The sequence below is a fragment of the Zobellella iuensis genome, assembly GCF_016746085.1.
Lineage (GTDB): Bacteria > Pseudomonadota > Gammaproteobacteria > Enterobacterales > Aeromonadaceae > Oceanimonas > Oceanimonas iuensis.
This window is the reverse complement of sequence record NZ_JAERTZ010000012.1, coordinates 105,216-129,826: the sequence shown is the minus strand read 5'-3', so window position 1 is coordinate 129,826 and position 24,611 is coordinate 105,216. Positions and strand designations below refer to the sequence as shown.

The 24,611-nt window shown below is 62.8% G+C and carries 21 protein-coding genes; 17 read left to right on the top strand and 4 right to left on the bottom strand.

What is annotated here, in order from left to right:
* Positions 1-9 precede the first annotated feature (9 nt).
* The 6 genes from rfbB (at position 10) to JKV55_RS04260 (ending at position 6,029) form a co-directional block, all read left to right on the top strand.
* Positions 10-1,080 (top strand): dTDP-glucose 4,6-dehydratase, encoded by a 1,071-nt coding sequence (gene rfbB / locus JKV55_RS04285; protein WP_202082536.1) that lies wholly within the window; start codon positions 10-12, stop codon positions 1,078-1,080.
* Positions 1,077-1,955 carry a glucose-1-phosphate thymidylyltransferase RfbA gene (gene rfbA / locus JKV55_RS04280; RefSeq protein ID WP_202082534.1) on the top strand — a complete coding sequence of 293 codons (879 nt, stop codon included), beginning with the start codon at positions 1,077-1,079 and terminating at the stop codon, positions 1,953-1,955. Before rfbB ends, rfbA begins: the two co-directional genes overlap by 4 nt.
* Complete coding sequence (gene rfbC, locus JKV55_RS04275) at positions 1,952-2,491, top strand: dTDP-4-dehydrorhamnose 3,5-epimerase (protein WP_202082532.1); 540 nt, start codon at positions 1,952-1,954, stop codon at positions 2,489-2,491. Before rfbA ends, rfbC begins: the two co-directional genes overlap by 4 nt.
* A complete protein-coding gene (gene rfbD / locus JKV55_RS04270) occupies positions 2,488-3,384 on the top strand; it encodes a dTDP-4-dehydrorhamnose reductase (protein WP_202082530.1) in 897 nt (298 codons plus the stop codon). The genes rfbC and rfbD overlap by 4 nt, the downstream gene beginning before the upstream one ends.
* A gap of 16 nt (positions 3,385-3,400) precedes the next feature.
* The gene (locus JKV55_RS04265; RefSeq protein ID WP_202082528.1) at positions 3,401-4,783 is read left to right on the top strand and encodes an undecaprenyl-phosphate glucose phosphotransferase; all 1,383 of its coding nucleotides are present in this window, start codon (positions 3,401-3,403) and stop codon (positions 4,781-4,783) included.
* Positions 4,784-4,856: 73 nt separating this feature from the next.
* Positions 4,857-6,029, top strand: coding sequence for an O-antigen ligase family protein (locus JKV55_RS04260; protein ID WP_237332661.1), 1,173 nt, complete (start codon positions 4,857-4,859; stop codon positions 6,027-6,029).
* A gap of 232 nt (positions 6,030-6,261) precedes the next feature.
* Here JKV55_RS04260 and yjeH read toward each other — a convergent pair whose 3' ends face one another.
* A complete protein-coding gene (yjeH, locus tag JKV55_RS04255; RefSeq protein WP_202082524.1) occupies positions 6,262-7,536 on the bottom strand; it encodes an L-methionine/branched-chain amino acid transporter in 1,275 nt (424 codons plus the stop codon).
* A gap of 140 nt (positions 7,537-7,676) precedes the next feature.
* Here yjeH and JKV55_RS20080 point away from each other — a divergent pair, with 140 nt between their 5' ends.
* The 4 genes from JKV55_RS20080 to JKV55_RS04235 all read left to right on the top strand — a co-directional run bounded on the left by JKV55_RS20080 (position 7,677) and on the right by JKV55_RS04235 (position 12,219).
* Positions 7,677-8,102, top strand: a complete 426-nt coding sequence (locus JKV55_RS20080) for an Lrp/AsnC family transcriptional regulator (protein WP_202082522.1) — start codon at positions 7,677-7,679, stop codon at positions 8,100-8,102.
* 2 nt (positions 8,103-8,104) lie between these two features.
* A complete protein-coding gene (locus tag JKV55_RS04245; protein WP_202082520.1) occupies positions 8,105-10,117 on the top strand; it encodes a UvrD-helicase domain-containing protein in 2,013 nt (670 codons plus the stop codon).
* An 80-nt stretch (positions 10,118-10,197) separates the two neighbouring features.
* Complete coding sequence (locus tag JKV55_RS20215) at positions 10,198-10,896, top strand: GntR family transcriptional regulator (protein ID WP_202082518.1); 699 nt, start codon at positions 10,198-10,200, stop codon at positions 10,894-10,896.
* 261 nt (positions 10,897-11,157) lie between these two features.
* The gene (locus JKV55_RS04235) at positions 11,158-12,219 is read left to right on the top strand and encodes a succinylglutamate desuccinylase/aspartoacylase family protein (protein WP_202082516.1); all 1,062 of its coding nucleotides are present in this window, start codon (positions 11,158-11,160) and stop codon (positions 12,217-12,219) included.
* Between the two features lie 338 nt (positions 12,220-12,557).
* Here JKV55_RS04235 and JKV55_RS04230 read toward each other — a convergent pair whose 3' ends face one another.
* Both JKV55_RS04230 and JKV55_RS04225 read right to left on the bottom strand, forming a co-directional pair.
* Complete coding sequence (locus JKV55_RS04230; protein WP_202082514.1) at positions 12,558-14,027, bottom strand: chlorohydrolase family protein; 1,470 nt, start codon at positions 14,025-14,027, stop codon at positions 12,558-12,560.
* 35 nt (positions 14,028-14,062) lie between these two features.
* Positions 14,063-15,253 carry an amidohydrolase family protein gene (locus JKV55_RS04225; RefSeq protein ID WP_202082513.1) on the bottom strand — a complete coding sequence of 397 codons (1,191 nt, stop codon included), beginning with the start codon at positions 15,251-15,253 and terminating at the stop codon, positions 14,063-14,065.
* Positions 15,254-15,521: 268 nt separating this feature from the next.
* Between JKV55_RS04225 and JKV55_RS04220 the strand changes: the two genes are divergently transcribed.
* The 5 genes from JKV55_RS04220 to JKV55_RS04200 all read left to right on the top strand — a co-directional run bounded on the left by JKV55_RS04220 (position 15,522) and on the right by JKV55_RS04200 (position 21,140).
* On the top strand, positions 15,522-17,111 hold the full coding sequence (locus JKV55_RS04220) for an ABC transporter substrate-binding protein (protein ID WP_202082511.1): 1,590 nt from the start codon (positions 15,522-15,524) through the stop codon (positions 17,109-17,111).
* Between the two features lie 46 nt (positions 17,112-17,157).
* Positions 17,158-18,129, top strand: a complete 972-nt coding sequence (locus JKV55_RS04215) for an ABC transporter permease (protein WP_202082509.1) — start codon at positions 17,158-17,160, stop codon at positions 18,127-18,129.
* A gap of 104 nt (positions 18,130-18,233) precedes the next feature.
* Positions 18,234-19,124 carry an ABC transporter permease gene (locus JKV55_RS04210; protein WP_237332668.1) on the top strand — a complete coding sequence of 297 codons (891 nt, stop codon included), beginning with the start codon at positions 18,234-18,236 and terminating at the stop codon, positions 19,122-19,124.
* A gap of 10 nt (positions 19,125-19,134) precedes the next feature.
* Entirely contained in the window at positions 19,135-20,133 is a 999-nt protein-coding gene (locus JKV55_RS04205) for an ABC transporter ATP-binding protein (RefSeq protein WP_202082504.1), read from the top strand.
* A complete protein-coding gene (locus JKV55_RS04200; protein WP_237332660.1) occupies positions 20,130-21,140 on the top strand; it encodes an ABC transporter ATP-binding protein in 1,011 nt (336 codons plus the stop codon). Before JKV55_RS04205 ends, JKV55_RS04200 begins: the two co-directional genes overlap by 4 nt.
* A gap of 82 nt (positions 21,141-21,222) precedes the next feature.
* Here JKV55_RS04200 and JKV55_RS04195 read toward each other — a convergent pair whose 3' ends face one another.
* Positions 21,223-21,702, bottom strand: a complete 480-nt coding sequence (locus JKV55_RS04195; RefSeq protein WP_198401745.1) for an Lrp/AsnC family transcriptional regulator — start codon at positions 21,700-21,702, stop codon at positions 21,223-21,225.
* A gap of 148 nt (positions 21,703-21,850) precedes the next feature.
* Between JKV55_RS04195 and hppD the strand changes: the two genes are divergently transcribed.
* A complete protein-coding gene (gene hppD, locus JKV55_RS04190; RefSeq protein WP_439654893.1) occupies positions 21,851-22,942 on the top strand; it encodes a 4-hydroxyphenylpyruvate dioxygenase in 1,092 nt (363 codons plus the stop codon).
* A 178-nt stretch (positions 22,943-23,120) separates the two neighbouring features.
* Positions 23,121-24,512, top strand: coding sequence for a sodium-dependent transporter (locus JKV55_RS04185; protein ID WP_369409618.1), 1,392 nt, complete (start codon positions 23,121-23,123; stop codon positions 24,510-24,512).
* Positions 24,513-24,611 lie beyond the last annotated feature (99 nt).

Below are 24,611 nucleotides of genomic sequence, written 5' to 3'. Positions count from 1 at the left end.
CGGATTATTATGACTCATAGAATTCTTGTCACCGGTGGCGCCGGTTTTATCGGCTCGGCCGTCATTCGTCACCTGATTGCCAACAGCACCTGTGAGGTAGCCAATGTCGACAAGCTTACCTATGCCGGCAATCTGGAATCGGTGTCTGCCGTATCCGGATCGGCTCGCTACCGTTTTTATCACGCCGATATCTGTAATGCCGCCTTGATGGATGAAATTTTTGCCGACTTCAAGCCCGTGGCGGTGATGCATCTGGCGGCGGAAAGTCATGTCGACCGTTCCATCGACGGGCCTGCGGACTTTATCAATACCAACATCGTCGGTACCTATACCCTGCTGGAAGCCGCCCGACGTTACTGGAGCCGGTTGCCGGAGCCTGAAAGGAACGCTTTTCGTTTCCACCACATCTCCACGGACGAGGTATTCGGTGATCTCGAGGGTACCGACGATCTCTTTACCGAAACCACGCCTTATGCGCCCAGCTCTCCTTATTCGGCGTCCAAGGCCAGTTCCGATCATCTGGTGCGGGCCTGGCAGCGTACCTATGGTCTGCCGACCCTGATCACCAACTGTTCCAACAACTACGGGCCCTACCATTTTCCGGAAAAACTGATCCCGCACATGATTTTGAATGCGCTGGCCGCTAAGCCGTTGCCGGTATATGGCAATGGCTCCCAGATTCGGGATTGGCTCTATGTGGAGGATCATGCGCGCGCCCTGGTCGAGGTGGTGCTCAAGGGTAAAGTAGGAGAAACCTACAACATAGGTGGACATAACGAGAAGACCAATCTCGAGGTGGTGCATACCCTCTGCGATTTGCTGGAAGAGCTGGCGGCCGACAAGCCGGCCGGCGTGGCCCGCTACCGGGATCTGATCACCTTTGTGGCCGACAGGCCCGGCCATGATCTCCGTTATGCTATCGACGCCTCCAAAATCGAACGGGAACTGGGCTGGACACCGCAGGAAACCTTCGAGAGCGGTATTCGCAAAACCGTCCAATGGTATCTGGAAAACCGGGAATGGTGGCAGCGGGTGCTGAGCGGCAGCTACCGCCTGGGACGATTGGGGGAAACATCGTGAAGGGCATTATTCTCGCCGGTGGCTCCGGAACCCGGTTGCATCCCATCACCCGGGGCGTTTCCAAGCAACTGCTGCCCGTTTACGACAAACCCATGATCTATTACCCGCTATCGGTGTTGATGCTGGCCGGTATCCGGGAGGTGCTGGTCATATCGACGCCGGAGGATCTGCCCAATTTCTGCAAGCTGCTGGGAGATGGCTCCGATTTCGGCATCCGGCTCAGCTATGCGGAACAGCCATCTCCCGACGGCCTGGCTCAGGCCTTCCTGATCGGGGAAGAATTTATCGGCGACAGCAAGGTGTGCCTGATCCTGGGTGACAATATTTTTTACGGCTATGGCTTCAGCGCCATGCTGCACGAGGCCACGCAGCGTGAGCGGGGGGCCACCGTCTTCGGTTACCATGTTTCTGATCCCGAACGCTTTGGGGTGGTGGAGTTTGACCGGGCCGGCAAGGCGGTTTCCATCGAGGAAAAGCCGGAAAGACCCAAGTCCAATTATGCGGTTACCGGTTTGTATTTCTATGATAACGACGTGGTCGACATCGCCAAACGCATCCGGCCCTCGGCACGTGGCGAGCTGGAAATTACCGACGTGAACAATGCCTATCTGCAGCGGGGCGATCTGCATGTCAGCCGGCTGGGACGGGGCTTCGCCTGGCTGGATACCGGAACCCACGATTCCCTGATGGAAGCCAGCCATTTCATTCATACCATCGAGGCCCGGCAGGGGCTGAAAGTCGCCTGCCTGGAAGAAATTGCCTATCGCCAGGGATGGCTGAGCAGCAGCAGACTGCAGGAGCAGGCTGAAAGCCTGGCCAAAACCGGTTATGGCCAGTATCTGCTGCGCCTGCTCACCCATGAGGAGGTCAAATGAAAGTGATTGAAACGGTGCTTCCTGGAGTGCTGATTATCGAGCCGAAGGTGTTTGGCGATCATCGCGGTTTTTTTGTCGAAACCTTCCAATGCGAGCGCTATCGCGAGGTGGGCATCTCGCAGCCCTTTGTGCAGGACAACCATTCCCGCTCCCAGCGGGGCGTATTGCGTGGATTGCACTTTCAGCGTACCCGGCCGCAGGGCAAGCTGGTGCGGGTCAGCCGTGGGGCGGTTTACGACGTAGCGGTGGATATCGACCCGGCTTCTCCCACCTGCGGCCAGTACGTGGGGGTGGAGCTGAATGAGGAAAACCAGCGCCAGTTATGGGTTCCGCCCGGCTATGCCCATGGCTTTTGTGTATTGAGCGATATCGCCGACTTTCAGTACAAGTGCACCGACTACTATTTTCCCGACGACGAGGGCGGCCTGCTCTGGAACGATCCCACGGTCGCCATCGACTGGCCCATCGCACAGCCCCTGCTGTCCGCCAAGGATCAGCAAAACCCGACATTAACGCAGTTGTTGGATGAGGCATGAGCAATATGCGAGTACTGGTGATTGGCGCTTACGGGCAGGTCGGCAGCGAGCTGATGTCCTCGGTTCCCGCCGGGTTGGACGTCAGGGGGCTGGGCTCCGCCGAGCTCGATATTTCAAACGCAGGGCAACTGGAGGCGGTAATAACAGAGGTCAATCCTGCCTTTATCGTCAATGCGGCGGCCTATACCGCGGTGGACAAGGCGGAGAGCGAATCGGAGCGGGCCTGGCAAGTCAACGCCCTGGGGGTGAAAAGCCTGGCGCAGGCCGCCGCCCGGCAAAACATTCCGGTGCTGCATATTTCCACCGATTATGTGTTTTCGGGCAATGCCCGCCACCCTTACAAGGAGTCCGACACGACCGGCCCCAATGGGGTCTATGGTGCCAGCAAGCTGGCCGGTGAATTGTTGCTGTCCGCCTACTGTGCCAGGCACATCATCTTGCGTACCAGCTGGGTCTTTGGCACACACGGCAACAATTTTGTCAAAACCATGATCCGGCTAGGGCAGGAACGGGACAAGCTGGGCGTGGTGGCGGATCAATTCGGCGGGCCAACCGCCGCCGCCGCCATCGCCAGGGCCATCTGGACGCTGGTTGGGCAGTACCAACAACAGGGGGAACTTGCCTGGGGAACCTACCATTTCAGCGGTGCCCCGGCCTGCAGCTGGCATGAGTTCGCCACCGAGATCTTTGCGCAGGCGGAGAGGCTCGAATTGATCAAGTCGTCGCCATCACTCGAAGCCATTGCTACCAGCCAGTATCCTACGCCCGCTCGGCGGCCTTCCTGGTCGGTACTGGATGGTGAAAAACTGAATACAACTTTCGGTGTGGCACCGCCAGACTGGCGGGACGAGCTGGTCATGGTCCTTCAACAGCTGCAGTCGATGAAGAGATAATTCCGAGAGCCTGTGTATGTCTAAAACGATTAGTGGTTTGACGGAGCGCTACCCCGCTCAGTTAGTGGTACCCGTGGTAGATCTGCTGTCCGTGGCCGCCGGCAGCATGCTGGCGCACTGGTTGCGTTTTGACCATTGGCAGATGAACGATCGTTACCTTTTGGCCACGGCAGTGATGGCCTTGCTGGTTGTCCTGCTGAACTCGCTGTTGGGCGGGTACAGTCGCTGGCGCATTACCAGTATTCACTCTCTGCTTATTCGGCTGGCGTTGGTGTTGCTTGCCGTTGCCATATTGGCCACTTCCATCATTTATTTTTCGCATTCGGCGGAACGCTACTCCCGTCTCTGGATTGGAACCTCCCTGCTGCTGTCTTTCGTCTTTGCAGGCGGGGCTCGGGCCTTGGCACAACTGGGGTTGCGCCGGGCTCGCATAAAGGGATGGTCCCAGCGCTCGGTATTCCTGGTGGGGCCCGGACGAAATGTGCTGAAGGTGGGCGAGGGGATGCGTGCCTCGCCGGCGGAAGGATATTGCCTCGCCGGAGTGCTCCGCTTCGAGCAGAGCCTGAATGAATCGCAACTGACCGCCTTGGCCAACAGGGTGGCGGAGAGTGGGGCCAAAGAGGTGTGGATCTGCGTGCCCATGGAGATGGGCGAAGTGGTTCGCACCATCTTCTACACATTGCGAAATCATACGGTGGAACTGCGTTTTATACCCGAATTCAAGGATATGCAGCTGCTCAACCACAGGATCAGTGAAGTGGCCGGCCATTACGCCATCGATATGAGTGTGACGCCCATGAGTGGCATGGCGCCTGTTATCAAGCGGCTGGAGGATCTGCTTATAGCGGGGGGCATCAGCCTGCTGATCTTGCCCATCTGTCTGGCCATCGCCATCGCCATCAAGCTGACGTCACCGGGCCCCGTGCTGTTCAAACAGTACCGGACCGGCGTCAACGGGAGAAGAGTCAAGGTATACAAGTTCCGCTCCATGCAGGTGCATGAAGAGCGGGGGGGGAAGGTGACCCAGGCGACCAAGGGCGACGCGCGTGTTACTCCGTTGGGGGCCTTTTTGCGCCGGACTTCGCTGGATGAGTTGCCGCAGTTTCTGAATGTACTGCAGGGGCGTATGTCGATTGTCGGGCCTCGTCCCCATGCCCTTGCCCACAACGAATATTATAAAGACATCGTGGAATCCTACATGCGGCGGCACAAGGTCAAACCGGGGATCACCGGTTGGGCTCAGGTCAACGGCCTACGAGGTGAAACGGACACCCTGGATAAGATGGAAAAACGGGTGGATCATGACCTGTGGTATATTGACAACTGGTCGGTATGGCTGGACCTGAAGATCATACTGCTAACTGTTTTCAAGGGGTTTATCGACAAGAATGCATACTAATACCATCATGCCATATGCAGAGGTCCAACACCTTTCCCTGGCCAGGCGATACAGCAGCCTGGCTGTTTTTTTAATGGGTGCCCTGGCTCTGATTGTGCCCAGTGGTTACAGCTATGGCCCTATCTTGTTGTTGCTGGGCAGCTTCACCCTGTTGTGGAAAAGGCCGGAACTGCGATTGCAAAAGGCAGACAAGGCACTCATGCTGGTGCTGATGCTGTATAGCCTGTTTTTTATGCTGCATCTGTGGCTGGAAGGGGCAGAAAGTAGCGCCTTCGACCGGCCCAGCCGCTTTATGTTTGCGGTGCCGGTGCTGCTGTTCGTATGGGCTTATCCCCCCCGACAGGCTTTCATCTGGGCCGGACTGGTAGTCGGCTCGCTGCTGACGGCGTCCTGGGCCTTATGGCAATCCTTGGTGCTAAACATAGAGCGTGCCACCGGCTACACCTATGTGATCCAGTTTGGCAACATCAGCATGCTGATGGGCATTTTCTGCCTGGCCGGATTGGGATGGGCGGTGGTGCAGCCGGATTCTCGCCGGTGGATGGCCTTGTTGCTGCTGGGTGCTATAGCCGGCGCTCTGGGCTCCCTGCTCTCTGGCAGCCGGGGAGGCTGGATTGGATTGCCGGTTGTGTTCTGGGTTCTTTATCGGGCATATGGTCAAGACCTGGGCCGCCGGCTGAGCATGCTGGCGCTGGCTACGTTACTGGCCCTGGGCACTTTGGCCTATGTTGTGCCTCAAACCGGGGTTCAGGAAAGGGTGGCGCAGGCCTTTACCGATATTGACTTGTACCAGCAAGGGGAAAAGTTGACTTCGCTTGGCGCCCGTTTTGATATGTGGCAGGGAGCTATGCAACTGATTGCCGAAAAACCGCTGACCGGCTGGGGTTGGCATGGATATCATGAAGGGATGCAGGCCTTGGCGGAGCGGGGCGAAGTCACCCCGTTTGCGGTGGAGCAACATGCCCATAACGAATATCTGGATAGCTTTGCCCGCAGGGGCGTCGTTGGTTTCTTGTTGCTGCTGGCGCTCTATCTGGTTCCGCTGCGCCTGTTTGCCAAGCGCATGAGGGCGCCGGATATGGAGCTGCGTGCTCTGGCTACCGCCGGTGCCCTGTTGCCGGTGGCCTTTATGGATTTCGGCCTGTCCCAGGTATTCCTGGGGCACAACAGCGGAGTCATGGTCTATGCCTTCTGGCTGGCGGTGCTGTGGGGCGCCATGAGAGCCAGGGAGCAGGGGCGAAGTTAACTTCACCTTCTACTCTTTAACGCAAACACACAAAGGGCAGCACCAATATATTGGTGCTGCCCTTTGTTTTTGCGCTTCTACACCCGGCCATGAACCGTCCGTGGATGGGGGACCTCGTCGACGACGAGGCTCCTGTATGGGAGTGTATTCGGTGTCCGCCATCGGCGCTGGGCTGCCCGAAGTACCGATTTGCATTCCTACGCGGAGCGAGGGAACACCTCACGACCAGGGCTCAGGCCATGGTTTCCGGGGGCAGCGGCTGGCGCGGCTTTTTGTTGCGCCAGGCGCGCCAGCCCAGGAAGCCCGCGCCCAGGGCCAGGGCGTAGCCTGCTTCCAACCCGAGCGAGAGCAGCACGCCCAGGCAGAGCAGGCTGGCCAGGGCCGCCAGGGCGCGCCAGGGGCCGGTGAGCAGCTTTACCGCCGCCACCATGGCGAGCAGGTAGACCAGGATGAAATTGCCGTTGGCGTAGCGGATCAGGGTATCCAACGGCAGCCGGAACAGCCAGGCGGCCAGGGTGCAGAGGGCGCACACGCCGATCACCCAGGCCAGGGCGCGCAACGGCGCGCCGTTACGGTTGAGGCGGGCGAGGCTCGCGGGCAGCTTGCCCTCGTCCGCCAGGCTCCATAGCAGCCGGGCGAAGCCCTGGATATAGATATTGATGCTGGCGAAACAGGCCAGGTAGCCCACCAGGGCCGCCGCCCGGCGCCCGCCCTCGCCGAACAGCCCGGCCATCAGGGTGGGAATGGAGGTGGTGTTGGCCAGCTCGTTGCCGAATACCCCGAAGCGGATCACCGCCAGGGCGCAGGCCAGGTACACCAGCCCCGCCAGCAGCACCCCGAACAGCAGCGCCAGGGGAAAATCCCGCCGGGGATTTTTGAATTCTTCCCCCATATGGGTAAAGGCTTCCAGCCCCACGAAGCACCAGAACATCACCCCCAGGGCAGCGGGCAGCAGGCCCCATTGCACCTGGGCGAGGGGGGGCAGGGCGGGCGGTGCCGCCAGCAGGCCGCCCGCCCACCAGATGGCCAGCAACAGCACTACTATGGCCAGGGCGATCAGCACCTGTACCAGGCCGGAGGCCCGGGTCTTTCGGCTGCCGAGCAACAGGATAAGTCCCAGGGTGCCGAGCTGCACCAGCAGATCGCCGCCGGCGGAAAGGTCGAACAGGGCGTGCCAGAAGCCGGCGGTCAGGGTCAGGGCGGCGGGAAGGCCGACCGGCAGCACCGCCAGGAACAGGAAGGCGGCCAGTTTTTCCATGGGCGCGCCCAGGCCCCGGCCGATCAGGTGCGGCGCACCGCCGGCATGGGGAAAGCACTGACCCAGGCGGGCGAAGCTGAAGGCCACCGGCAGCACCAGCAGCATCAACCCCAGCCAGGCCCATAACGAGTCCTCCCCGGCGATGCTGGCGGCCACCGCCGGCACCACGAAGATGCCGGTGCCGAGCAATGAGGTGGCCATCATGCCGGTGCCGTAGGCCAGCCCCAGTTCCTTGTTCAAACGTGCCATTTTGTTTCGATTCCGAGCCTGATAATTCTGATATATTACCGCCCACGCATCAGTTTCCGACGCTGCAAAACGCCGTTTGCCGGCGGCAGTTCGTCGCTTTGTACCGCCGTTTCGCCGGCGGGTGGGAGAAAAGGCTTCGGGTGGACAAATTCGATCAACAGATAGTAGCCCTGCTGGCCGGCAATGCCCGCATGGCGGTGGCGAGCATCGCCCGGGAAGTCAGTCTGTCCCGCTCGGCGGTGTCCGAGCGCATCCGCCAGCTGGAAGAGCGGGGCATCATCCGCGGTTACCACGCCCGTATCGGTGGCGACGGCGGCGCGGTGCGCGCCTATTTCGAGCTGCATTATCATGTGCACCGCTGCGAGCAGTACGCCGCCCTGCTGCGTACCATTCCCGAGGTGAAGCTGTGTTATGCCATCAGCGGCGAAACCGACATGCTGGTGTATGTGGAGGCGGCTTCCATGGCCCGGCTGGACGAGGTGCGCGGCCAGATCGAAAACATGCCCAATATCAAAACGGTGAAAACCCATATGATACTGTCCGAGCTTATCAACAACCTGGGGTGAGCATGCAGATCTTCAAGGCCCACTGGCTGGCCCCCTGGTTCAACCATCCCTTCCTGGCCACCGAGCTGACGGCGGACGGCCTGGTGCTGCATCTCAAGCGCGAGCGCCACGGGCTCGGCTGGCATGAGCTGAGCGCCCCGCCCCGGCTGGAGGAGGCCCGCCGCCTGTACCGGTTGCACCTGCGCTGCCACCAGGGCGACATCGAACTGGGCTGGCTGCCGAAGGCGGTGGCCGAGCCCCTGGCCGAAGCGGTGACCCTGGGCTGGTATCGGTATCATGCCGGGCGGGTCCAACCCCTGGCCGAGCAATGCCTGGCGGCGCTGGAGCAGGGCTACCTGCGCCATTCCCGCTGGCGGCAGCTGAAGGCGCTGGTGGCCGGGGAGCCGGTGGAGTGGTCCGCCTTCCCGCCGCCCGAGACCCTGGACGACAGGGCCCGGGCGGCGTTCGAACTGGTGGCCACGGTGCAGGCGGCGGACGAAGCCTGGCGGGAGCGCTGCTGCCAGGACTATTGCGAGCAGGCCCTGGCCGAGCACGGCGCCCTGTTCGACGGCCTGGAGTCCCATCCGCTTACCCCGGCCCAGCGCCTGGCCTGCGTGGTGGATGAAGACCACAACCTGGTACTGGCCGGGGCCGGTTGCGGCAAGACCAGCGTGATGGCGGCGCGGGCCGCCTTTCTGCTGGCATCCCGCCAGGCCCGGGCCGACGAGCTGCTGTTGCTGGCCTTCGGCAACGAGGCGGCGGCGGAAATGGCCGAGCGGCTGGCGCGCCGGCCCGAGACCACTCCGGTCAAGGTCAGCACCTTCCACGCCCTGGGGTTGATGATACTGTCCCGGGTGGAGGGGCGCACTCCGCCCCTGAGCGAGCTGGCCCAGAGCGAGAAGTCCCGTCACGGCGCCTTCGCCGCCTGGCTGGAACAACTCGGACAGGAGGACGAAGCCTACGGCGAGCGGCTGCTCGACTGGCTGCGCCGCCACCGCTTCCAGGTCATTCCCCGCCCCGACTTCGGCCGGCTGGCGCGGGAATGGTCGCCGCTGGTGGCGGCGCTCAAGCTCTATGGCGAGCCGGATCCCTTCGAGCTGACCCCGGATCAGGCCGAGCAACTGGCCCTGGTGCGGCCGCTGCTGCACCGCTACCAGGCGCAGCTGCGCGAGCGGGATGAAATCGATTTCGACGACATGATCGAAAAGGCCGCCGATTATGTGCGCCTGGGCCGGTTCGAGGTGCCCTGGCGCCATATCCTGGTGGACGAGTTCCAGGATATTTCCGCGCCCCGGGCCGCGTTGCTGCAGGCTCTGCGCGATGCGGCCCCCGGGCTGTCCCTGTTCTGCGTGGGGGATGACTGGCAGGCCATCTACCGCTTCAGCGGCGCCGACGTGTCGCTGACCACCCGCTTCGGCGAGCATTTCGGCGCCAGCCGGGTCACTACCCTGGCTCAGACTTTCCGTTTCAACAACCGCATCGAGCAGGTGGCCAGCCGCTTCGTCACCCGCAATCCCGGCCAGTTGCCGAAGACACTGGCTACCCACAGGCGCAGCGAGGGGCCCTGCGTGCACGTGCTGCCGGTGGATCACGACAGCCAGATGGACGCGGTGACCCGGCTGCTGGGGCAGATCGCGGCCCAGCGGCCGGAGGCCTCCGTCTACCTGCTGGCCCGCTTCCGCTTCAGCCTGCCGGACGAGTCCCAGCTGGCGGGCTGGCGCCGGCGTTTTCCCGACCTGCGGCTGGAGGCCCAGACCCTGCACGGTGCCAAGGGCAAGGAGGCGGACTGCGTGATCCTGCTGGGGCTGACCCGGGGCAAGTACGGTTTCCCGCCCGACAAGAACGGGCCTGGCCTGCTGGATCTGCTGCTGCCGGACGAAGAAGAGTTTCCTCACGCCGAAGAGCGCCGGCTGTTCTACGTGGGGCTGACCCGGGCCCGGGATCAGGTGTTCCTGCTGGCCGATCGGCAGATCCCCTCGGTGTTCATCAAGGAGCTGCTGGAAGGCGGTTACCCCGGCGTCAGCCGTTGGAGCTGAAGGATCACAAGGGACTGGAGCCGGTCGGATGGTTTTGTTAATCTTCTTTACATGAAAGTTTATGCATTCCGGGAGGGAAAGTGCCCAGTATCAAGCGAAGGGAAATCCAGCGTATCGTCGGTATCATTTCCCGCGCCATCCTGGAACAGCGGCTGGCGCCGGGCACCCGGCTGGTGGAAACCCGGTTGTCCGAGGCGCTCGCCGCCAACCGCAACCATGTGCGTGCCGCCCTGCTGGAACTCAGCCATCAGGGGCTGGTGGCCATCGCCGCCAACCGGGGCGCCACCGTGGCCTGTCCCAGCCAGCAGGAGGCGGCCGAGGTGTTCGCCATGCGCCGCATCCTGGAAGAAGAGGCGGTGGCCCTGGCCGCCCGCGGAGAGCGGCGGGGCGAGCTGGCGCCGCTCCGTGCCCTGATAGAAGAAGAACGGCAGGCAGTCGAGGAGGACCGGCGGCCGGCGGCGGTGGACTGTGCCGCCCGTTTCCATATCGAGCTGGCCAGGCTCGGCGGCAACCGCCTGCTGGTGGAGGTGCTGGAGCGGATGGTCGCCAAGACCTCGCTTATCGTCAGCATGTACCAGAAAGACAGAAACGCCCACCACTGCCACTGTGAAGAGCACGGCAAGCTGCTGGATCTGGTAGCGGCGGGGGAGGCCGAGGCCGCCGCCCTGTCCATGCGCCGCCATCTGGAACACCTGGAAGCCAGCCTGGAGCTGGCCGAAGAAGAAGAGCAGAGCCTGGATCTGGCGGCGCTCTTCGCCGAACTGCAAGCCGAGGCCTAAGCCTCTCCCCGCTGACCACCCCCTTATTCCCCTCTCGGGCCACCCCGCACCCTCTGCGGCGGGGCCGGTGCCCTGGCCGGTACAGGTCAGATAAATATTCTGCTTTTTTGAATAATATAAAAGCAAGATTTCGTCGTGTTCCCATTTAGTGCTTTATTACTCGTTAACCTTGGTGTAACGTTTTCTTCGGGATTAATTGCTAGCAATTAAGTTTTCTTGTTGATAGCAACCTGTTTGGATGATTTCACTTAGGGAAAAATAATGACCATAAAACCTCTTATCTGGGGCGGCGCCCTGGGAGTACTGACCACGACCTTGCCGGTGCTGGCCGACACCCAGTTCAACGGCGATATTATCCAGGGCAAGCCGGTGATCACCCGGCTGGATGTGGACTCCCTCGAGCCGGGCAAACAGTACGAGTTCTACTTCCGGGTGGCGGGCCAGAACAACGCCGGCCAGCACTACTACCTGCCGGTGAGCGTGCTGAAAGGGGAAGAACCGGGCAAGAAAGTGATGCTGGTGGCCGGGGTGCACGCCAACGAGATGAACCCCTATCTCACGGTGCATAAGGTCAAGGAGCGGCTCGCCGGAGAGGCGCTGAAGGGCACCGTCACCATAGTGCATCAGTTCAACATTCCCGGGCTTATCGCCAATGTGCGCGAATTCGTGCCCTCGGGGCCGGTCAAGGTCAATGAGAACCTCAACCGCCAGGCCAACACCGAAGACACCCGCACCTCGGGCCAGCAATATTCCCACAGCATCTGGAACGATCTGCTCAAGCACAATGCGGACTATGCCATCGACATGCATACCGCCAACCCCACCACCTTCCCGTTGTTCGCCTATACCGACTACAGCATTCCGGCGGTGAAGGAGATGACCCGGCTGTTCGGGGTGGACGTGACCTTCAGCAGCCAGAGCCAGACCACGGTGGACGGCGCCTACAACGGCATAGGGGTGCCGGCCTTTACCCTGGAGATCGGCGCAAGGGATGTGTACGAGCCCGAACTGGTGGAGCGGGCGGTGGACGGTACCCTCAACTTCCTGCGCCATATCCAATTGATCGAAGGCGAAGTGGTACAGCCCGAGCTGCCGGTGGAAACCGAGCACTGGGAAGACGTGCGCGCCGAGTTCGGCGGTTTCGTGGTGCCCAAAGTGCAACTGCTGGACAAGGTGAAGAAGGGCGAGCTGATGTTCGTGCAGTACGACGCCTTCGGCCAGGAGGTGAAGCAGTACCACAGCCCGGCCGACGGGGTGGTGGTGCAGATCATCCAGAACCCCATGGCGGAAAGCGGCAGCCAGCTCGGCAGCCTGGTGTACTAGCGCACCGAACAGTTTAAAATTAAACCAATCGGCTGCTTGTCTGTTGCAACCTAGAGAAGAGGCAACAGGGCCACCTCCACCGACACGCTTCCAGAACTGACACTCGCCCTTTCAGTCTGCTGCGAACATTCACTGGATGTTCGATCAGCCTGAAACGGCTCGTCACGGCGAGGCAAGCTTGCCCCCTGTGTCGCTCGGCACCTGCCATCCCTGTCACCTCTTTGCAAGCCCCGGCGCCGCTTGATGGTGGTCCGGCAGACGACTGCGGGATGAAGGGGAGGACCAAGGGTGGCAGCGAAGCCGGCCCTCCGCGCCAGGGAGGATTCACGGCGTATTGTCTATGGCCGGCTCAGCGGAAAGCTGGGCGGGAAGATCTCCGCCAGTGGCGGATGGCGGTGGCAGCGCTCCGGGTAGCTGGTCATGAACTTCTCGAACTGGCGCTGGGCCTGGTGATGCAGTGCCTGCACATCCAGCCCGGACTTGACCAGCTGGCCGTCCCACACCACTTTGTCGCCGTTGACGATCACCCCCTTGATATCCCGGCCGTTGCCGTTGATCACCATGGTGGTGACGGGGTCGAAACACTGGCCGCTGTGGATGCGGTCGAAGTCGAACACCATGATGTCGGCCTTGGCTCCCGGGCAGAGCCGGCCGATATCCTCCCGCCCCAGGGCCCGGGCGCCGCCCAGGGTGGCCATGTTGTAGTAGTCCGCCGCCGAGGCCTCGGTGATATCGCCGCTCTGCACCCGGCTCAGGATGGCGCCGATATGCATGTTCTGGATCATGTCGGGCGGATAGGTGTCGGTGCCCAGGCTGATATTGATGCCGGCCTCGCGGAAGCGGCGCACACCGCTGAAGTACTTGGCGTGGCGGCCGGAGACGATGGGGCAGATCACGGCGCTGGCGCCGCTCTGGCCGAGCAGGGCCAGCTCCCTGTCTATCTTCTCCGGAGTGGGCTCCTTGCCGCCCAGCAACTGCAGGTGGGGCAGCAGCAGGCGCCGGTCGAGCAGCTCGTGCTCGGCCATCAGCTCGATGGAAGAGCGGCCGCCGTGCAGCCGGTGCACCATCTCCAGCTCGAATTCGCCCTGGCAACTGTGCAGCCGGGTGGGGCAGTCCAGCCCGCGCATGGCCAGGGCAGTCTGGCGCAGGAGTTCGGGGGTGCAGCCCTCTATCCGGTCCGGCGCCAGCATGCCCCTGATGGTGTCTCCGTGGCGGCCCTGCAGCTCTTCCACATAGCGCACCGCCTGCTCCAGTCCCTGCAACCCCCGTTGTTCGTCGAAACGCATGTCGAGGCTGCCGTCCGGGTTGACCACGCCGTAGCCCGACATATAGGCCGGCCCCAGGTAGGCGCGCACGCCCAGGCTCTCGGCGATGTCGGCGGCGCGGCGGAACTCGTCGGCGGTTTCGGCCCACTCCCGGTACAGGATGGAAGTGATGGGAGCTATGGTGGTGATGCCGTTCAGCAGCAACTGGCTGAAGGCGTAACGCTTGTTGAAGTCGAGCTCGGCGTCGCTGTAGGTCTCGCGTCGCTGCCAGTCGCTGGCGGGCAGCCGACCCTTCTGCCAGCCCGGCTGGTGATCGAAGGCCAGTACGGTGGAGTCCAGGTCGGCCACCGCGTCCAGGTCGATAAAGCCGGGGCCGAGCAGGGCATTGCCCATGTCCTGGGTCTCGTCGACCCGGCCCTGGTAGCCGTGGCCGACGAACAGCACGGTGTCGCCGCGGTAGACCAGCTCGCCCTGCTCGTAGATATGGTGGCCGCCGTCCTTGAAGCCGATGACGTAGCGGGCGGTCATTTTGATGGTTTTCATGGGGTTAAACTCCGTCGGTATAGGTGAAATGGGTGTCAGAACAGGCATTCGCCCCGGTCGGCGACCAGCCGGCCGGCCTTGAACACGGTGCGCTCCCGCGGCGGCTCGGCGATCACCTCGGCGACCGCCTGTCCTGCCAGCAGTACCAGATCCGCCTGGCAGCCCACTTCCAGGCCGTAGTCCTTCAGCCCCATCACCTCGGCGCCGCCCCGGGTGATGGCGTGCAGCGCCTGAGCCAGCTCCCGGTCCTGGCGCCAGCGGTATTTCAGCCCCATCAGCATGGCCCGCTGCAGCATGTCGCCGTTGCCGTAGGGGCTCCAGGTGTCGCGGATGCCGTCGTTGCCGGCGGTGACCCTGACCCCGGCGGCGCGCAGTTTTTCATAGGGCGGCACCTGGCGGTTGGCGGGGGCCGTGGTGGCGATGGCGATGTCCGCCTCGACCAGCCCGGCGATCAGCCGATCCTGGTAGCCGGGATCCACCTCGCCCAGGCAGAAGGCGTGGCTGATGGTAACCCGGCCCGCCATGCCCAGGGCGCGGGTGCGCTCTATCATCAGCTCCACCGAGAAGGCGCCCAGCTCCCCCGGCTCGTGCAGGTGCAGATCCACCCCCTTGCCGTATTTGGCGGCGAGATCGAACACGGCATCGAGATGGGCCACCGGGTTGCGCTCGACGCTGGACGGATCTATGCCGCCCACATAATCGGCGCCCAGTTTGACCGCTTCCTCCATCAATGCCCGGGTGCCGGGCCGGCCCAGCAGGCCGCTCTGGGGGAAGCAGACCGTCTCTATGTAAATCTGTTCGGCCAGGGCGTCCCGGGTGGCCAGCACCCCTTCCATATGGCGCAGGCCGATTTCCGTGTCCACGTCGATATGGGTGCGGATATGGGTGGTGCCCAGGCGAATCGCCTGGCGGGCGATGCGCTCGGACTGGCACCGGCTGTCGAACGCCTGTTCACGCCGGAAGCGGCGCTCGTTATCGATGATGGCGGGCAACTCCCGGGGCACTTCGTTGACATACCAGTCCATGCCCCACAGGGATTTGTCGATATGGGCGTGGCCGTCGATAAAGCCGGGCAGGGCCAGGCGGTGGCCGCCTTCGACCACTTGGGCACCGGGCGGCGGCGTGATATGGAGGTCGATACGGCCGATGCGGCCCTGCTCGATCAGCAAGTCCCGGCTTTGCTGTTGGCCGTTGAGGCGTACCTGCCGGATGAGGGTGGTCGTCATGGTTGCTCCCTGTTGGTCCTATCGAAGGCGGACCTCTTGTGTTTGAGTGAGGGCAGCGGTTCGCTGTCCGGGACTGGACTCATCTTACCGAGTGGTAACTTTGTGTTTTTTGATTGATATCACAGTGTGTCAAAATTGTTAGCAATTCTATGTTGATTTGTTAATTGATGCAAAGTTAATGTATAGACAAAGTCCGGTGTGGCCAGTGCGCCCCCCGGACCGCCAGGCCGGCCAAGCCGGTGTTTTTCACTCACAGGGAAGGTAGTAGATGATGAAACTCAAGACGGTAGCAGCCTGCCTGATGGCGGCTTCGTGCAGCCTGATGGCACAACAGGCCCAGGCGGAAAAGGTCGTGCGCTGGGCCCAGCAGTCGGATATCCCCACCCTGGACCCTTATGCCTTCGCCTCGACCCCGGCCCTGGCGTTCCAGAACCACATCTATGAAGGCCTGGTGCAATGGAACGAGCAGCTGGAGATGGAAGGGGCCCTGGCCACCCGCTGGGAGCAACGGGACGACACCACCCTGCGCTTTTATCTGCGCGAAGGGGTCCGCTTCCACAACGGCAACGACTTCAATGCCGACGACGTGGTCGCCTCCATCGCTCGGGTCACCCACCCGGACTCCGGCATCCGCGGCAACGCCTCTTCCATCAAGGAGGCGGTGAAGGTGGACGACCATACCGTCGATATCCGGCTGAACTCCAAATCCCCCATCGCCCTCAACGAGCTGAGCGGCATCCTGATGATGGACAAGGAATGGATGGAAGAGCACCGGGCGCTGGAGCCCACCAGCATGAGCAAGGGTACCGAAGGCCATGCCACCAACAACACCAACGGCACCGGCCCCTTCCGGCTGGAAAGCCGCCGGCGTGACGCCGAAATGGTGTTGGTGAAGCATGATGGCTGGTGGAACGGCGCTCAGGCGCAACACAATATCGATCGTATCATCTACAAGCCGGTGTCATCCGACGCCACCCGCCTGGCCGGCATCCTGGCCGGGGAGTTCGATCTGGTGAGCGACGTCCCCCTGCAGGACCTGCCCCGGCTGGAGAAGGAAAAGCGCGTGGAGGTCATGGTCCGGCCCTCGCTGCGGGTGATCTTCCTGTCCCTGAACATGGCCGATGAGCTGAACGCGGGCAATGTGGACGGCAAGAACCCGCTCCAGGACCGGCGGGTGCGGGAGGCCATGCACATGGCGATCGACCGGGAGGCGATAGTGCAGAAGATCATGCGCGGCATGACCGACGTCGCCAACACCTTCGTGGCCCCGGCCATCGCCGGCTTCGACGCCGAACGCGGGGTCGAACTCGGCTATGATCCCGAACGGGCCAAGGCACTGCTGGCCGAGGCCGGCTATCCGAAGGGCTTCAAGCTGGCCTTCGACTGCGAGCAGGGCTACTACCTCAATGCGGAGCAATGGTGCCAGGCGGTGCAGCGCTACTGGGCGCGCATCGGCATCGACAGCAGCCTCAACGTGCATCCGCGCAGCGTCTATTCCCAGATCCGCGACAACGGCCGTACCGACGTGGCGGTGCTGGGGTGGGCCAACCTGCCCCTGTACGATGCCTACAGCATCAACCAGCAACTGCTCCACTCCCGGGACGGCGGCATCTACGGCGCCTTCAATATCCCCCGCTTCAAGAACGACACCATAGACCGGCTGATCGAGCAGTCCAACACCGAGCTGGATCAGCAGGTCCGGGCCGACCTCATGGGCGAGGTGCTGGCGCTGGCCCAGCAGGAGCTGCCTTTCCTGCCCCTGCACTTCGAGCCGGTGGCCTGGGCGACTTCCGACAAGCTGTCGATCACCCAGAACCCGGACAACGTGGTACGGCTCTGGTACGCCAGCCTGAACTAGGACAAGGGGGCCCGTGGGCCCTCGTTTCCCATCAAAGGAGTGAACTATGTTGGCTTTTATTATCCAGCGCCTGATCCAGGCCTGCGGGCTGATGCTGTCGGTGGCCTTGATCGCCTTCGTGATGTTCCAGTTCGTCGGCGATCCGGTCGACAATATGCTGCCCGATAGCGCCACCCCGCTGGAGCGGGAAGAGCTGCGGGCAAAGCTGGGTCTTAACGACTCCGTCATTACCCAGTACGCCCGCTTCGTGGGCAACATCGCCCAGGGCGATTTCGGCATTTCCTACTACAACAAGATGGAAGTGCTCAACCTGATCACCGAGCGGCTGCCCGCCACCCTGGAGCTGGTGTTCGTCGCCGTGATCATCTCCCTGGCGGTGGGATTGCCGGCGGGGGTTTGGGTGTCGCTGTCGCGCAACAAGTGGCTCACCAGCCTGGTGCAGACCATTTCCCTGGTAGGGGTGTCGCTGCCCAGCTTTATCGCCGGCATCGTCCTTATCATCATCTTCTCCGTCTGGCTGGGCTGGCTGCCGTCCCACGGCCGGGGCGAGGTGATGGATCTCGGCTGGTGGAGCACCGGGCTGTTCAGCAAGTCGGGCTGGGCCTCCATCATACTGCCGGCCCTGTCCCTGGCGCTGTTCATGATCACCATGATCATGCGCCTGGTGCGCAGCGAGATGAAGGAGGTGCTGCGCACCGACTACATCAAGTTCGCCAAGGCCCGCGGCATCCGCCAGCGCAGCATCAACTACGGCCATGCCCTGCGCAACTCCCTGCTGCCGGTGATCACCATCATCGGGTTGCAGATCGGGGGGCTGATCGCCTTCGCCGTGGTCACCGAGACGGTGTTCCAGTGGCCGGGCATGGGGCTGTTGTTTATCCAGGCGGTGAACTATGTGGATATACCGGTGATCTCCGCTTATTTGGTGTTCATCTCCCTGATCTTCATCTGCATCAATACCCTGGTCGACATCCTCTACCGGGTGATAGATCCGCGCATGAAATCCAGCAACCATTAAGGACGAGGTAACCCATGGCTATCAATACCAAGGTGGCCCTGACCGGTCAGGGCAAATCCCGGTCAGGCGGACTGGCGGGCCTGCGCCAGGGCTGGCTGGCCTTTATGGACAGCGATCTGTGCTACAACTTCCGCACTTCCCGGCTGACGGTGGTGGCCACGGCGGTGCTGGCGCTGCTGCTGTTCGCCGGCATCTGCGCGCCTTTGCTGTCCCACTACAACCCCTTCGACATGGCTGCCTTCGATCTGATGGACTCGGAGCTGCCCCCGGCCTGGGTAGAAAGTGGCGAGGCCCGCTTCTGGCTGGGCACCGACATCCAGGGGCGGGACGTCTACTCGCTGATCCTCTACGGCCTGCGGGTGTCCCTGATCGTCGGCTTTATCAGCGTGATTGGCGCCATGACCCTGGGTGTGACCCTGGGGGTGATCAGCGGCTACTTCGGTGGCCTGGTCGATGCCTTTATCATGCGCATGGCGGATGCCATGCTGAGCTTTCCCACCATCATGTTCGCCCTGCTGGTGAGCGGCGCGGCCCGGGGCCTGCTGCCCCAGGAGATGCATGACCAGATGGCGGTGTACATCATCGTCATCTCCATCACCCTCACCGGCTGGATGCAATACGCCCGTACCGTGCGCGGCTGCACCCTGCTGGAGGGCCACAAGGAATACGTGCAGGCCGCCAAGGTCATGGGCAGCAGCAACAGCCGCATCATGTTCCTGCACATACTGCCGAACGTGCTGAGCCCGGTGCTGGTGCTGGCCACCCTGCACCTGGCGCTGGCGGTGCTCACCGAGGCCACCCTGTCCTTCCTCGGGGTGGGCATGCCGCCCAACCAGCCGTCCCTCGGCACCCTGATCAACGAGGGCAACAAGTACCTGTTCTCCGGCCAGTGGTGGGTGGTGGTATTCCCCTCCCTGGTGCTGGTAGTGCTGGCACTGTCGGTCAACCTGGTGGGCGACTGGCTGCGCGATGCTCTCAACCCCAAGCTGCGTTAAGGAGCACAACATGGCGAATGGAAGCAACAACAGTGGCGAGGTGGTGCTGCAGGTCGAGGATCTGTGCATCGAGTTCAGCCACCGCAAGGGCAACCTCAAGGCGATACAGCAGGTGTCCTTCGAGATGCGGGCGGGCGAAATCCTCGGGGTAGTGGGGGAATCGGGGGCCGGCAAGTCCCTCACCGGCTCGGCCATCACCGGCCTGCTCGAGCCGCCGGGACGGATCGCCTCGGGGCAGATCCGCCTCCATGGCCAGCGTATCGACGACTTGGACGAGGAGGAGCGCCGGCTGCTGCGCGGCAAGGAGATCGGGGCCATCTTCCAGGATCCCCTGACCAGCCTGAACCCGGTGATGACGGTGGGCAAACAGCTGATCGAGACCATCCAGACCCACCTGCCCCTGTCCTACCAGGCGGCGCGGGACAAGGCGCTGAAGCTGATGCAGGAAGTGGGCATACCGGCGGCGGAGCAGCGTATCGATCAGTATCCGCACCAGTTTTCCGGCGGCATGCGCCAGCGCATAGTGATCGCCCTGGCGCTGTGCGTCGAGCCCAAGGTTATCATCGCCGACGAGCCGACCACGGCCCTGGACGTGTCGGTGCAGGCCCAGGTGCTGCAGCTGCTCCGGCGGCTGTGCAAGCAGCACCAGGCCTCGGTGATGCTGGTGACCCACGATATGGGGGTGATCGCCGAGATCTGCGATCGGGTGGCGGTGATGTACGCCGGCCGGCTGGTGGAGATAGGCCCGGTCGAGGCGGTGCTCAAGGCGCCGAGCCATCCCTACACGGTGGGGCTGATGGCGTCGATCCCGCGTATCGGCGTGCGCGAGCCCCGCTTGTCCCAGATCCCCGGTGCCATGCCCCGGCTCAATGCCATACCCCCGGGCTGCGCCTTCAATCCCCGCTGCCCGCACAGCGGGGCCGAATGCCGGCAGCAGTCGCCGGTGCTGGAAAGGGTGGGGGACTCCCGGGTCGCCTGTTTGAAAGTAAAGCAAGAGGAGCTGGCATGATGAGCGAGATGATCACCGGGGCCGAGCTGGTAGAGGTACGCAACCTGCATATCAAGTTCGATATTTCCAGGCCCTTTATCCATCGCCTGCTGAACCGGGCGGAAAAAACCTATGTGCACGCGGTGCGCGGCATCGACTTCCAGATCCGCAAGGGCGAAACCTTCAGCCTGGTGGGGGAGTCCGGCTGCGGCAAGTCGACGGTGGCCCGGCTGCTGTCGGGCCTGTACCGGCCGACCGAGGGCGACATCAGCTACCAGGGCACCCGGCTTGATACGGCCAGCCGCGAGCAGCGCCAGTATATCCGCCGCCGCTGCCAGATGATCTTCCAGGATCCCTTCGCCAGCCTCAATCCGCGCTGGAAGGTGGAGCGCATCGTGGCCGAACCGCTGGTGCTGTTCGGCATGATCGACAGCCGGGAGCAAGGCCGGCGCCGGGTGGGGCAGCTGCTGGAACAGGTGGGGCTGGCGGCTTCGGACATGGACAAGTTCCCCCACGAGTTTTCCGGCGGCCAGCGTCAGCGCATCTCCATCGCCCGGGCCCTGGCCGGCGAGCCCGAGTTTTTGATCTGCGACGAACCCACCTCGGCCCTGGACGTGTCGGTGCAGGCCCAGGTGCTCAACCTGATGAAGGATCTGCAGCAGGAGCTGGGCCTGACCTACCTCTTTATCAGCCACGACATGTCGGTGGTGTCCCATTTCTCCGACCGGGTCGGCATCATGTACCTGGGCCGGCTGGTGGAGGTGGGCACGGTGGAGGAGGTATTCAACCGGCCCCGCCATCCCTATACCCGCATGCTGATGGACGCCATTCCCAGCATGGAGGTGATCCACAAGGAGCGGACCCCGGTCACCGGCGAGGTGCCCAACCCGATTTCTCCTCCTTCGGGTTGCGCCTTCCACCCGCGCTGCCGCTTCGCCACCGAGCAGTGCAGGCAGGCCGCCCCGGCGGCGCGGGAGTTCAGCGCCACCCAGCAGGTGGCCTGCCACCACCCCCTCAGCCTGGGCTGAGCCGGAACCCCGGCTGGTGAAGCGGTCGATTGAAATCGGCCCTGCGGCTTGTGGCCGCCGGGCCGGCTTTATTTCGAGCCTGTCAGCCCAGCGGCAGCACTGTGGTGTGCTTGAGCTTGTCGAGCAGGATATTGGAGCGGATATTGGACACCGTCTTCAGGTTGAGCAGCTGGTGCATCATAAAGTCGGACAGGCTCTTGAGATCGGTGGCCACCACCTTCAGCATGTAGTCGGCGTCGCCGGTGACGCTCCAGCATTCCAGCACCTGGGGAAAGTGCTGGATGGCCTGGTGGAATTCGTCGGCGATGCGCTCGCCGTGCTTGCCCAGGGTCACGCTGATCAGCGCGGTCACGTGCAGCCCCACCTTCTCCGGGTCCACCTGGGCCACGTATTTTTGCACCACCCCCAGCTCTTCCAGCTTCTGCCGCCGGCGCTGGCACTGGGACGGGGAGAGGTGAATGAGTTCCGACAGCTCCACGTTGCTCAGCCGGCCATTCTCCTGCAGCGCCTGCAGCAGGCGGGCGTCCTGGCGGTCCAGTTCGATTTCATGCGCCTTTCTCACGGTTATCCCTTCTTTGATGCAACATTCACGCAAAAAGCTAAACTTTAATGTAACAAGTTGCAAACAAAATGTGCCGACCTTGCCGTATTCTGTCTCCATTGCGTTGAAGCATAAACCAATGGAACCAAGGCGATTAAGGAGAACAATCATGATGTCTGAAACACTATCACCGGAAAAAAACTCTCTGTGGCATAACCCCCTGGGTACCGATGGCTTCGAGTTCGTGGAGTATGCCTCCAGCGAGCCGGAACAACTGGCCCGCCTGTTCGAGCGGCTGGGCTTCGTCGCCATCGCCCGCCACCGCAGCAAGAAGGTGACCCTCTACCGCCAGGGTGACATCAACTTTATCCTCAACGCCGAGCCCAACAGCCGGGCCGAACAGTTCTCTCGCCTCCACGGCCCCTGCGCCAACGCCATGGCGTTCCGGGTCCAGGACGCGGCCCAGGCCATCAGGCAGCTGGCCGCCAACGGCGCCAAGGTGGTGGAGTCCGGCGCCGGTCCCATGGAGCTGCAGATCCCGGCCATCGAAGGCATCGGCGGCTCCCTTATCTACCTGGTGGACCGCTACGGCGAGCAGAGCATCTACGACGTGGACTTCCGCCCCATACCGGGCGTGGACCAGCACCCCGAGGGCGTGGGCCTGACCTACATCGACCACCTCACCCACAATGTGGCCATGGGCAACATGAACCTCTGGGCCGGTTTCTACGAGAAGCACTTCAACTTCCGCGAGATCCGCTACTTCGATATCGAGGGCAAGCTCACCGGGCTCAAGTCCCGGGCCATGACCAGCCCCTGCGGCAAGATCCGCATCCCGATCAACGAGTCATCCGACGAGAAGAGCCAGATCGAGGAATTCCTGCACCAGTACAAGGGCGAGGGCATCCAGCATATCGCTCTGGGCACCGACGACATCTATCGCACGGTGGAAACTTTACGTGACGGCGGCATGACCTTCATGACCACCCCCGACACCTACTACGAGAAGCTGGATGCCCGCCTGCCCGGCCATGGCGAGGATCTGGCCCGGCTGCAAAGGGATCATATCCTGATGGACGGGGCGCCCACCCAGGGCCAGGGGCTGCTGCTGCAGATCTTCACCGACACAGTGATCGGCCCCATCTTCTTCGAAATCATCCAGCGCAAGGGCAACGAAGGCTTCGGCGAGGGCAATTTCCAGGCCTTGTTCGAGTCTATCGAGGAGGATCAAATCCGCCGTGGCGTGCTCAAGGCCGACTGATCCGGCCCCGGCTCCCGCATTTTTGGAGGGAGCCATGATTTAATCTCTAATTTTTTACCACAGCCATTTTTTCAATCGGGAAGATGGTGGCAAAATAGCAGGACATACTGTCAGTCATACTTTACACCTTTAGCTGGGGTGGCTGACGTTGTCCTAAACAGCTAAAGGAGGAGAAGCTGTGTCTGTGGTGGCAACCAATGTTCAGGGTAAAGAGAGCGCCGGCGTGACCCCGGCCCTGTGGTCCAGCCGTTTCGTGTTCATCATGGCGGCGGTGGGCTCGGCGGTGGGCCTCGGCAATATCTGGAAGTTCCCCTATATCACCGGCCAGAACGGCGGCGGTGCCTTCGTGCTGGTGTATCTGATCTGCATCGCCCTGATCGGCATCCCCATCATGATGTCGGAAGTCATGCTGGGCCGGCGCGGCGGCAAGAGCCCCATCGGCACCATGGGCGCGGTGGCGGCGGCCGAAGGGCGCAGCCGGGGCTGGGCCGGCATCGGCATCATGGCCACCCTGGCGGCCTTCCTGATCCTCTCCTTCTACAGCGTCATCGCCGGCTGGACCATGCCCTATATCGTGGAGGCGGCCAAGGGCGGCTTTGCCGGCATAGGGGCGGACGGCTCCGGCGCCATGTTCGGCGGCCTGCTGGCCTCGCCGGGCCAACTGCTGCTGTGGCACACGGTGTTCATGGGGCTGACGGTGCTGGTGTCCGCCGGCGGCGTCAAGCACGGCCTGGAGCGGGCGGTGTCCTGGCTGATGCCGGCGCTGTTCGTGCTGCTGCTGATCCTGGTGGGCTACGCCATGACCACCGGCCACTTCGGCGAGGCGCTGGTGTTCCTGTTCCGGCCCGACTTCTCCAGCCTGACCGCCGAGTCCATACTGGTGGCCCTGGGCCATGCCTTCTTCACCCTGAGCCTGGCCAGCGGCGCCATGATGGCCTACGGCGCCTACCTGAAGAAGGACGTGTCCATCGCCCGTACCTCCTTCACCGTGGCCATCATGGATGTGTGCGTGGCCCTGCTGGCGGGGCTGGCCATCTTCCCGGTGGTATTCGCCCACGGCCTGCAGCCGGGCGAGGGCCCGGGGCTTATCTTCGTGACCCTGCCGGTGGCCTTCGGCCAGATGCCGGGCGGCGGCTTCTTCGCCACCCTGTTCTTCGTGCTGCTGCTGTTCGCGGCCTGGACCTCCTCCATCTCCATGCTGGAATCCCTGGTGCGCTTCCTCGAAGAGAAGGGCGTGGGCCGGGTCAAGGCGGCGGTGGGCGGCGGCCTGGCGGCCTGGCTGGTGGGCATCACCACAGTGCTGTCGCTGAACCTGTGGTCCGATTTCGCGCCCCTGGCCATGTTCGAACGCTTCGAGGGCAAGACCCTGTTCGACATCTACGACTACCTCACCGCCAACATCATGATGCCGCTCGGCGCCCTGCTGACCGCCATCTTCGTGGGCTGGGTGATGAAGCCGGAACACTCGGCGGCCGAGCTGGGCGGCCAGTGGCACGCCCTCTGGTATGCGGTGGTGCGCTACGTCACCCCCATCGGCGTGCTGGTGATCTTCTACTTCAACCTGTTCTGACCTTGCGGGCGCCGTTGCGGCGGCGCCCTCTTCACTTCCTCCCTGATACGTATTAATGGCCTTTGCGGGTCAGGGAGCCCTATTGCCTGTGACACGGAG